This window comes from Pseudomonas rustica, assembly GCF_018336155.1.
GTDB classification, from domain to species: Bacteria; Pseudomonadota; Gammaproteobacteria; order Pseudomonadales; family Pseudomonadaceae; genus Aquipseudomonas; species Aquipseudomonas rustica.
On sequence record NZ_JAGYHF010000010.1, the window covers coordinates 144340 to 155612 of the forward strand.

The following is an 11273-nucleotide window of genomic DNA, read 5'->3' on the forward strand; positions in this document are numbered from 1 at the left end:
AGATCAAGGCCCGGCGTTCTGCGGGTCTGTAGGGTTTTGTTACGAAAATGCCGTGATTGACGCTGCGCAAACGTTTGCACAAGGCGTACCAATTATTTCAACGGGCTGAAATGTTGGGGGTTTTGCGGGTTTTTTTGACGGAGTGGTCAACTGAGGGGCGCGCCACAAATTCATGCTTGGAATATGTCTTGTGGCGAGGGGATTTATCCCCATTGGCCTGCGCAGCGGGCCCTCTTTTTTTGGGGGCCGCTGCGCGACCCAACGGGGATAAATCCCCTCGCCACAGGGGTTCTTCTACTGATTCGGAAAGGTGGAAAGGCTTAATCCAGACTGCTCTAGCACCAAAGTATTAATGCCATTTAACCAATGCCCCATCGCAGGGCATCAACTAGCGTGTGTCAGGAATAGAACGGTTTTGTAATGACCGTCGCAGTCTTGATTCGCGTGTCGAATAAGCCGCTGCTTGTCCACGCCGTCAAGGAAGAATCTGGCCATACAAGGAGTAGCCCGTGGAAGCAAGGTTTGGTGTCGCCCTCGTCTCGCGTTTTTCCCCTCTTTCCCTTGCTGTGCATTTGAGCGTCGCCGGACTGTTGTTCGGCGGGGTGAGCGCGCCTGCGCTGGCCACGTGCTCCACGGCCGGTTCAATCGTGACGTGTACGGGTGTGCCGCCATTGCCACTGGTTCCCAACGACTTCGCCAGTGCCACTAACAATCTGACGGTCAACGTCAACAGCGGCGCGCAGATGAACGCGACCCTTGGCGGCCATGTGATGGATTTGACCGGGGTCAACATCACCCTGAACAACTCCGGCACGATCGACCCGGCAGTCCTCGGTCTGGTCTCGGTTTTGAGTGGCGGGGCATTCATCGGCAGTGGCGCTACCAGCACGGTCAGCGTGCTCAACAACGCTGGCGCGATCATGCGGGGCACCGGGATGTTACTGGGGCTCAACCTGACGAGCATCGACGGCCTGGCCCTTTCGGTTAACAACGCGGCAACCGGCACCACCAGCATCACCAACAACGGCACCATCACCTCGACCGGACTCTCGATCGGCGGCATCACGTTGGCGGATACCCCGGTGATCGGCGTCTATGGTGGTTCACAAGTCAACATGACCAACAGCAACACCGGCGTCATCAACGGCCGAATCGCATTCGAAACGTCGGCGGCGGGCAACACCTTCTCTAACTCCGGTGCGATTACCGGTGGTGTGTCGATGGGCGCGGCGAGCACCAACACTTTTACGGCAGTGACCGGTTCTTCGGTGCAGGTTGATGATGGTGTACAGATCAGCGTCGGCCTCGGCGGTCTGGTTAATATCAACCTGACCTTTGCGCCAACCGGCACGGTCGATGGCGGTGCGGGCGGCACCAACAGTCTGATCTTGCAAAATACTGGCGGCGTCGGCGGCGGTATCACCGGGACTGGCACGGCATCGAGCGCCACCTACGTCAACTTCAACAATCTGACGATCAACAGCGGCACCTGGACGTTGCAGGGGCCATTAGTCAGCGGCGCAACCACGCTCAATGGCGGTATCGCGAACTTCAATAACAACGCCACCTTCGGCAGCGGTGTGCTCACCTCCAATGGCGGGATTCTGCAGGCCAGCAATGCCGGGTTGAATATCAGCAATCTGATTTCCCTCGGTGCTGGCGGCGTCACGGTACAAGGCGGCAATGCCACCACCCTGAGCGGGGTGATTTCCGGCAGCGGTGGTTTCACCAAGGCCGGTACCGGCCAACTTAACCTCGGCGCCGCCAACACCTATCTGGGCAACACCACGCTCAATGGCGGCACGGTGCAAGTCAGCAATAATCTGGCATTCAGTGCCGGCACCCTCAACGTCACCGGCGCGACAACCCTGAGCGCACCGGGCACGATCAGCCTGGCCAACGCCATCAGCCTCGGCGGCACACTGACCGCTGGCGGTATCGGCGCACTGACCCTCGGCGGTTTGATCAGCGGCAGCAGCGGCTTGACCAAAACCGGCACCGGCAGCCTGACCCTCAGCGGCGCCAACGCTGGTTTCACCGGCACCACCACCCTCAGCGCCGGCAGCCTGCTGGTGACCAACAACAACTCGCTGGGCAGCGGTGTATTGAACACCGCCGCCGGCACCAGCCTCGACAGCACCGCCAACGTCACGCTGGCCAATAACATCGGCATGACCGGCGCGCTCAACGTGCTCGGCAGCAATGCCCTGACCCTCGGCGGCGTGTTGAGCGGAACCGGCGGCATCACCAAATCCGGGACTGCCAGCCTGACCCTGACTGGCAACAACACCAACAGCGGCAACACGCTGCTCAATGCCGGCAGCCTGCTGGTGGGCAGCAATACCGCGCTGGGCACGGGTGCGCTGAATACAGCCGCCGGGACCACGCTGGATGCGACGGCGGCGGTGACCCTGGCCAACGCCGTCGCGGTGACCGGGGCGCTGACCGTTGGCGGCACGCAGGCACTGGGCCTGAGCGGTATCGTCAGCGGCGCCGGCAACTTGATCAAAAACGGCACCGCCAACCTCAGCCTCAGCGGCAACAACACCTTCTCCGGCGGCACCGCGCTCAACGCCGGCACATTGATTGTCGGCTCCAACACCGCGCTGGGCACCGGCGCATTGACCACCGCAGCGGGCACCACTCTCGATGCCAGCACGGCGGTCGCACTGACCAACGCAGTTTCGCTCGGCGGCAGTTTGAACGTCGGCGGCAGCGCCAACCTGAGCCTCGGCGGCGTCGTCAGCGGCAGTGGCGGGCTGACCAAAAACGGCGCGGCCAATCTGATTCTCAATGGTGCCAACACCTTCCTCGGTGCCATTGCGCTGAACGCCGGCACGATTACCGCAGGCGCCAACGCGGCGCTGGGCAGCGGCAATATCACCGTGGGCGGTGTGGCTACGCTCGACAGCAATGCAGCGGTAACGCTGAACAACGCCGTCATTCTCAACAACAGCCTGGGGATCGGTGGCAGCAACGGATTGACCCTCGGCGGCGTGATCAGCGGCGCCAGCCAACTGGTGAAAAACGGCGCCGCGAATCTCACGCTTAACGGCAGCAACACCTACAGCGGCGGCACCACGCTGAATGCCGGCAGCCTGACCGTCGGCAACGGTGCAGCACTGGGCACGGGCGCCTTGTCGGTAGAAGGTGCGGGCACCCTCAACAGCAGCGCTGCCGCCACCCTGAACAACAACGTGATTCTCAATGCCAACCTCACCGCCGGCGGCGCTAACGCGCTGACCCTCGGCGGGGTGATCAGTGGCAGCAACGGTCTGATCAAAACCGGCGCTTCGAGCCTGACCCTCAACGGCAATAACACTTACACCGGCACCACGGCACTGAACGCCGGCTCGCTGATCGTCGGCTCCAGCACCGCCCTCGGCACCGGCACACTGAACGCCTCGAACGGCACCACCCTCGATGCCAGCGCCGCCGCGACGCTTGCCAACAACGTCAACCTCTCCGGCACTTTGACTGTAGGCGGCACTAATGCGCTGACTCTTGGCGGTGTCGTCGCCGGTATCGGTGGATTGACCAAGAACGGCGCTGCCGACCTGATCCTCAACGGCGCCAACACTTATTTTGGCAACACCGTGTTGAACACCGGCAAACTGACCGTCGGCAGTAACACCGCGCTGGGCTCCGGCACATTAAACGCGGCGGCCAACACTTCGCTGGACGCCAACACGGCCGTCAGCCTCAACAACGCCGTGGCGCTCGCCGGTGCCTTGAACATCGGCGGCACGGCGAATATGACCCTCACCGGTCTGGTCAGCGGCGCCGGCAGTCTAGTGAAAAACGGCGCGGCTAATCTGATTCTCAACGCCGCCAACAACTACCTCGGCGGCACCACGCTGAACGCCGGCACCTTGACCCTCGGCAACAGTTCGGCAGTGGGTTCTGGCGCATTGACTGTCGCTGGCGCCGCAACGCTGGACAGCAACTCGCCGCTGGTCAGCCTCAACAACGCGGTCGCATTGAATGCGGCGCTGACCGTGGGTGGCACGCAGAACCTCACCCTCGGCGGCGTCACCAGTGGCACCGGCCAACTGATCAAGAACGGCGCGGCCAACCTGACCCTTAACGGCAGCAACACGTTCAGCGGCGGCACCACGCTCAACGCAGGCACGCTGACTCTGGGCAATGCCAACAGTCTCGGCAGCGGCGCATTGGTCGTCGGTGGCGCGGCAACGCTGGATAACAGCGCTTCGTTCGGCATCGGCAATGCCATTACCCTGAATGCCGGACTGACCGTTGCCGGCAACAATGATTTGAGCCTGAACGGCATCATCGACGGCGCCGGCAGCCTGACCAAAAACGGTCTGTCGGATCTGACACTGGCGGGCAACAACGCCTTCACCGGCGCGCTGAATATCGTCTCCGGCAGCGTCACCACGCTCAGCAACAGCGCGCTAGGCAACACCTCCGGCGTCAACATCAGCGCCGGCGCCGCGCTGAATCTGGGCAGCAACGCCAGCCTCGGTGCGCTGACCGGCAGCGGCAGTGTGCAACTGACCGGCAGCAACCTGCTGACCGTCGGCAGCGGCAATGTCACCAGCACATTTGATGGTGATCTCAGCGGCAGCGGCGGTTTGGTCAAAGTCGGCACCGGCACCCTGAACCTCACCGGTATCAATGGGATTACCGGTAACACCGCGATCAACGGCGGCATCGTCGATCTCAGTGGTTCGCTGGGCAGTGCGCAAGTCAACGTCAATACCGGCGGTACCCTCACCGGCACAGGTTCGGCGATTGGTAGCGTCAACATTAATAGCGGCGGCCATCTGGCCTTGTCGTCGGGCAACCAACTGTCTGCCAGTGCGTTGACTCTCGCGGCCGGCAGTAACGTCGATGTCGCGTTGGCAACACCGTCGACCACGTCGCTGATGAATGTCGGCGGCAACCTCACCCTCAACGGCAATCTCAATGTTACTGACGCGGGTGGTTTCGGTGTCGGCGTGTATCGCCTGTTCAACTACACCGGCGCGCTGACCAATCTGGGGCTGGACGTCGCCAGCGTGCCGGTCGGCTACGCTCTCGGCGATCTGGTGGTACAGACCGGCGTGGCCAATCAGGTCAACATTCAGGTGTCGGCGCCGAATTCCAATATCCGCTACTGGGACGGCAGCCAGACCATTGCCAACGGTGTGGTCGACGGTGGCAGCGGCACGTGGAATGCGGTTGGCACCAACTGGACTGACGCCAATGGCTTAGTCAATCAACCATGGGCCGGCGACTTCGCTGTGTTCCAGGGCACCGCCGGCACCGTGACGGTCAACGGCACGCAAGCGTTCACCGGCATGCAATTCCTCACCGATGGCTACAACGTGGTTAACGGCGCGGCGGGGCAACTCACGGCGGTCAACGGCACTGGCGGCACGACTTCGTTGCGCGTCGATCCGGGCGTCACCGCGACGATCAACGCCGACATCAATGGCAGCGGCATCCTCAATAAATTCGACAGCGGCACTTTGGTGCTGGGCGGTGCTAACACTTATACCGGTGGCACGCAACTGGACGGCGGCAAAATTATCGTCGGCAGCAACACCGCGCTGGGTACCGGCACGCTGACGGCAACTGCCGGCACGCAACTGGACAGCAACGCGGCGGTGACGCTGGCCAACGCTGCGACATTGAATGGCAACCTCACCGTGGTCGGCAGCAATGCGCTGACCCTCAATGGCGTGATTGGCGGCACTGGCGGTCTGATCAAAACCGGCACAGCGAATCTGACCCTTGGCGGCAACAACGCCTTCCTCGGGCCGGTAGCGCTGAACGCTGGCGGGCTGATTCTGGCGTCGAACTCGGCGCTCGGTTCGGGCACTTTGAATGCGGCGGGCGGTACCACGCTGGATGCGAGCACGGCAGTGTCGCTGAACAACGCGGTCAATCTGGCCGGCAATCTCGGCATCGTCGGCACGGCGGATCTGACCTTGGCCGGTACGCTGAACGGTGCAGGAAGCCTCAGTAAAAATGGCGCGTCGAACCTGACCCTCAGCGGCAACAACAACTTCCTCGGCGGCACCACTCTCAATGCCGGCACCCTGACCGCCGGCAGCAACTCGGCGCTGGGTCTGGGCAACCTCACCGTCGCCGGTGCCTCGGCGCTGGACAGCAACAGCGCGCTGAGCCTGGGCAATAACGTCGTGCTCAACGCCAACCTGAGCAACACCGGCAGCAACAACCTGACGCTGGCGGGTGTAGTCAGCGGCGCGGGCGGACTGATCAAGGACGGCGCGTCTAATTTGACCCTCAATGGCATCAACACTTTCACCGGCGGCACCACGCTGAACGCCGGTACGCTGACCCTTGGTACCGGCGGATCTCTGGGCAGCGGCGTGCTGACCGTGGCCGGTGCTTCGACCCTCGACAACTCGGCGCCACTGGTGCTGGCCAACAACCTCAACGTCAACGCGAATCTGGCGCTGGCCGGTAACAACAACCTGACCCTCGGCGGTGTGATCGCCGGCGCCGGCACGCTGACCAAAAACGGTCTGGCCGACGTGACTTTGAGTGGCAACAACACCTTCAGCGGCACCTTCGATGTGGCGTCCGGCAGCCTGACCACGCTGAGTGGTGCGGCGCTGGGCAACAACGCCACGGTCAATCTCGCGGGTGGCGCGGCGCTGATTCTCGGTGCATCGGGCAGCCTTGCCAGCCTCACCGGCAGCGGCACTGCGCTGATCGGCACTGGCAATACGCTGAGCCTCGGCGGCAACAACATCAGCAGCACCTTCGCCGGCATCCTCAGCGGCGACGGCGGGCTGAGCAAGCTCGGCACCGGCACGCTGACCCTCAGCGGCATCAGCGACCTGACCGGCGACACCAACGTCAACGCCGGTACCTTGCAGGTCGACGGTTCGCTGGCCAGCGGCAATGTGCTGGTCAACAACGGCGGCACCCTCGGCGGCAGCGGCACGTTGACGGGAGCCCTGACGGTGGCCGATGGCGGTCATCTGGCGGGCGTCACCGGCAGTACGCTGAACGTGGGTTCGCTGCTACTCAACGGCAACTCTAACTTCGACGTTGGCCTCGGTACACCGGTCTCCGGCGGCGGCAATGCGCTGGTCAATGTCGGCGGTAACCTGACTCTCGACGGCACCCTCAACGTCAGCGACATCGGTGGTTTCGGCAGCGGCGTGTATCGCCTTATCAACTACACCGGCGGCCTGACCGACAACGGCATGCTGATCGGCACCGTGCCGGGCAGCGTCACCCCCGGCGATTTGACCCTGCAAACCGCGCTGGCCAACCAGATCAATCTGCTGGTGACCGCGCCGGGCGTCACCGTGCAGTTCTGGGACGGCAATCAATTGATTGCCAACGGTTCGGTCGAAGGAGGCAGCGGTACATGGGGCACTGGCACCACCAACTGGACCGATGTCAACGGCACGACCAATCAGGCCTGGACCAACAACTTCGCAGTGTTCCAGGGCGCGGCGGGCACCGTCACGGTCAATGGTGCGCAAACCGTCACGGGGCTGCAATTTGTCACCGACGGCTACAGCCTGCAAAACGGCACGGCCGGTTCGCTGAACCTGGTCAACGGCTCTTTGGGCAACGCCACTGTGCGTGTTGACCCGAACGCCACCGCGACCATCGGCGTAGCGCTCAACGGCGCCGGCACGCTGGGTAAATACGACACCGGTACGCTGGTGCTCAACGCGGCCAACGGTTACACCGGCGGCACGGCGCTTAACGGCGGCAAGATCGTCGTGGGCAACGACGCAGCGCTCGGCACGGGCGTATTGACCGCCGCCGACGGCACTGCGCTGGACAGCAACGCGGACATCAGCCTCGCCAACGATGTGCTGCTCAACGGTGGCTTGAACATCGCTGGCTCTAACGCCTTGACCCTCGACGGTGACGTCAGCGGCAGCGGCAGTCTGATCAAGTCTGGCACTTCGAGCCTGACCCTCAACGGCAACAACACTTACAGCGGTGGCACGCAACTCGCCGACGGTTCGCTGGTGCTGGGCAATAACAGCGCCATCAGCAGCGGTGCCTTGAATGTGACCGGCAACGGCACTCTCGACAGCACCTCGGCGCTGCAACTGGCCAGCGCGATCAACCTCGGTGCGCAACTGACCCTGGCCGGTAACCAGGACACCACGCTGCTCGGCGCGATCACCGGCACCGGCAGTGTGCTGAAAAACGGCACGGCTGATCTGACGCTCAGCGGCGCCAACACTTACAGCGGTGGCACCACGTTGAACGGCGGCAACACCTTCGGCGACACCAGCAGCCTGCAAGGCGCGATCGTCAACAACGCGACGCTGACCTTCGAGCAAAACGCCGATGGCAGCTACACCGGCAACCTCACCGGCACTGGCGAGCTGAACAAAACCGGCACCGGCCAATTGCTTCTGACCGGCAACAACGGCTTCACCGGCAACACCTCGGTGCAGGCGGGCAACCTCAGCGTCAACGGCGTGCTCAACAGCGCCAACGTCGCGGTGGCCAGCGGTGCCAGTGTTGGTGGCAGCGGCACGCTCGCCGGCAACGTGCAACTGGCCGACGGCGCAACATTGCTCGGTGGCGGCGCAGCGGCGCCATTGTCGGTCGGTGCGCTGAGCTTGTCCTCGGGCACTAACCTGGACTTCAGCCTGGGTTCGGCGGCGAGTTCCACCACCGTGGTCAACGTCGCCGGCAATCTGACCCTCGACGGTACGCTGAACATCAGCAACGCCGGCGGCTTTGGCACCGGCGTCTATCAACTGTTCAGCTACGGCGGCAGCCTGACCGATAACGGTCTGGTCTACGGCAGCTTGCCGGTTCCACTGGATAACCTGACGCTGCAAACCGCGATTGCCAACCAGATCAACCTGCTGGTGCAAAACGCCCCGGGTGAAGTGCAGTTCTGGAACGGCGGTAAAACCAATCCGGACGGCACAATCGGTGGCGGCAGCGGTGTGTGGGGCCCGGACACCAACTGGACTGACCCGACCGGTACTCAGGCGCAAGGTTCGACCGGTCAATTCGCGGTGTTTGGCGGCACGGGTGGCACGGTCACCGTGGTCGGCAATCAGCAATTCACCGGCATTCAGTTCCTTGCCAACGGCTACAACCTGACACCGGGTGCGGGCGGCACGCTGACCCCGGTCAACGGTGCTGACGGCAGCCTCGCACCGGTGCGGGTCAATGCCGGGGCCAGTACCGAAATCGCCGTGCCACTGGTGGGCACCGGGGGTATCGAGAAACTGGATTCCGGCACGTTGATTCTCAGTGGCGCGAATACTTACAGCGGTGGCACTACCATCAGCGGCGGTACGCTGATCGGTAACACCACCAGCCTGCAAGGCAACATCCTCGACAACGCTGCGTTGGTGTTCCAACAGAATGTTGACGGTCGTTTCAATGGGACGCTCAGTGGCAGCGGATCGATTGCCAAGCGTGGTGACGGCACGCTGTTGTTGACCGGTAATCAACCATTCAGCGGCACGGTGGCGGTGGATCAAGGTGTGCTGCAAGTGGGCAGCCGCGATGCGACGGCTTCGCTCGGTGGCCAGGTGACCGTGGCCAACGGTGCAGGTCTGAGCGGCAACGGCAGCGTCGGCTCGGTCGTCAACCACGGTGTGGTGGCGTCGGGCGGCGAGGCGGGCAATCTGAGCGTCGCCGGCAACCTGACCAACGCCGCTGATGGTGTGCTGGCCCTGACGGTCAACTCGCCAACCGCCACGCCGTTGGCTGTCGGCGGTACGGCGGCACTGGACGGTGGTCTGCAAGTGACAGCATTGGCGCCGTTCACGGGCGCCACCACTTACACGCTGATCACGGCGGGCGGTGGTGTCACTGGCACCTTCAGCGCAGCGGATCTGCCGCAATACGCCTTCCTCAGCACCGCGCTGGTGTATGACGCCAATGCGGTGAACCTGGCGGTCAGCCGCAACGGCAACTCGTTTGCCGATGTCGCCGCCACCGGCAACCAAAGTCGTACTGCTACCGCGCTGGACAACAATGGCCCGGCCGGCGCCGAGTTGCAGAACCAGATCATCAACCTCAGCGTGGCCGGTGCGCGCAATGCCTTCGACAGTCTGTCCGGGGAGATTCATGCCAGCACCGCCAGCGCGATGCTTGAGGATTCGCGTTACGTGCGCGAGGCGGTCAACGATCGCATGCGCCAACCGTCGTGCAGCGCTGCGGATGATCCACGCCGCGCGCTGGCGCCAAGTGACAACCAGCTGAGCAGCAACGGTTGCCACGGCGAAATGGTCGGCTGGGCGCGCGCACTCGGCGCCTGGGGTGAATCGGATGGCGACAGCAACAGCGCCAGCCTCGATCGCAACCTCAGCGGCTTCATGCTCGGCACCGACAAGCAACTCGACGATTCGTGGCGCGTGGGCATGGCGGCCGGTTACACCCGCAGTGACCTCGATGCCCATGATCGTCAGTCGGATGCCACGGTCGAAAGCTACCACTTGGCGGCGTACCTCAACTCGCAGTTCGATGCACTGGCGGTGCGCCTCGGCGCGGCGTACAGCTGGCACGACATCGAGACCAAACGCGACGTCAGCGTCGGCAGCTACAACGATCGTCTGGAAGCCAACTACGACGCGCGCACTGCGCAGGTGTTCGGTGAAGTCGGTTACACCGTCGAAGCGGCCGGCATCGCGCTGGAGCCGTTCGCCGGTCTGGCATACGTCAACTACGACAGCGACAAGGCCAAGGAAAAAGGCGGGGTAGGGCGTCTGAAGGCGGAAGCCGATCAGGACATCACCTTCTCCACCCTCGGCCTGCGCGCCGGTAAAGTCATCACCCTGGCCAACGGCGGACAATTCACCCCGCGCGCGGCCATCGGCTGGCGCCATGCCTTCGGCGACACCAAACCCGACGCTGACCTGACCTTCATCGACGGCGGCGCCTCGTTCAGCACCCAAGGCGTGCCGATCGCCAAGGACAGCGCGATCGTCGAAGCAGGCGTCGACTTCCAGATCAGCCCGACCGGCAAACTGGGCATTGGTTATTCGGGACAACTGTCGAATGACAACAATGACCATGCGATGACGGTGAGCTTTAGTCTGGGTTTCTGATTAGGGTTGAAGCACCTGTTTAACCGCCCGAAAGGGCGGTTTTTTTTGGTCCGCCACAAGGGTCAGGTCGTACCCCTGTGGCGAGGGGATTTATCCCCGTTGGGTTGCGAAGCAGCCCCAAAACCATTCACCTCGGTGTGTCAGAAAAATTTGGTGTCTGGATTTGGGCCTGCTGCGCAGGCCAGCGGGGATAAATCCCCTCGCCACAGGGGCCTTCACAGACGCCGCAAAATCTGCGGC

At 63.1% G+C, this 11273-nt stretch carries 1 protein-coding gene; it reads left to right on the forward strand.

Annotated features, from left to right (window positions below; genetic code table 11):
- Window positions 1-509: 509 nt before the first annotated feature.
- Entirely contained in the window at window positions 510-11033 is a 10524-nt protein-coding gene (locus KFS80_RS20025) for an autotransporter-associated beta strand repeat-containing protein (protein ID WP_212545682.1), read from the forward strand.
- Window positions 11034-11273: the final 240 nt, after the last annotated feature.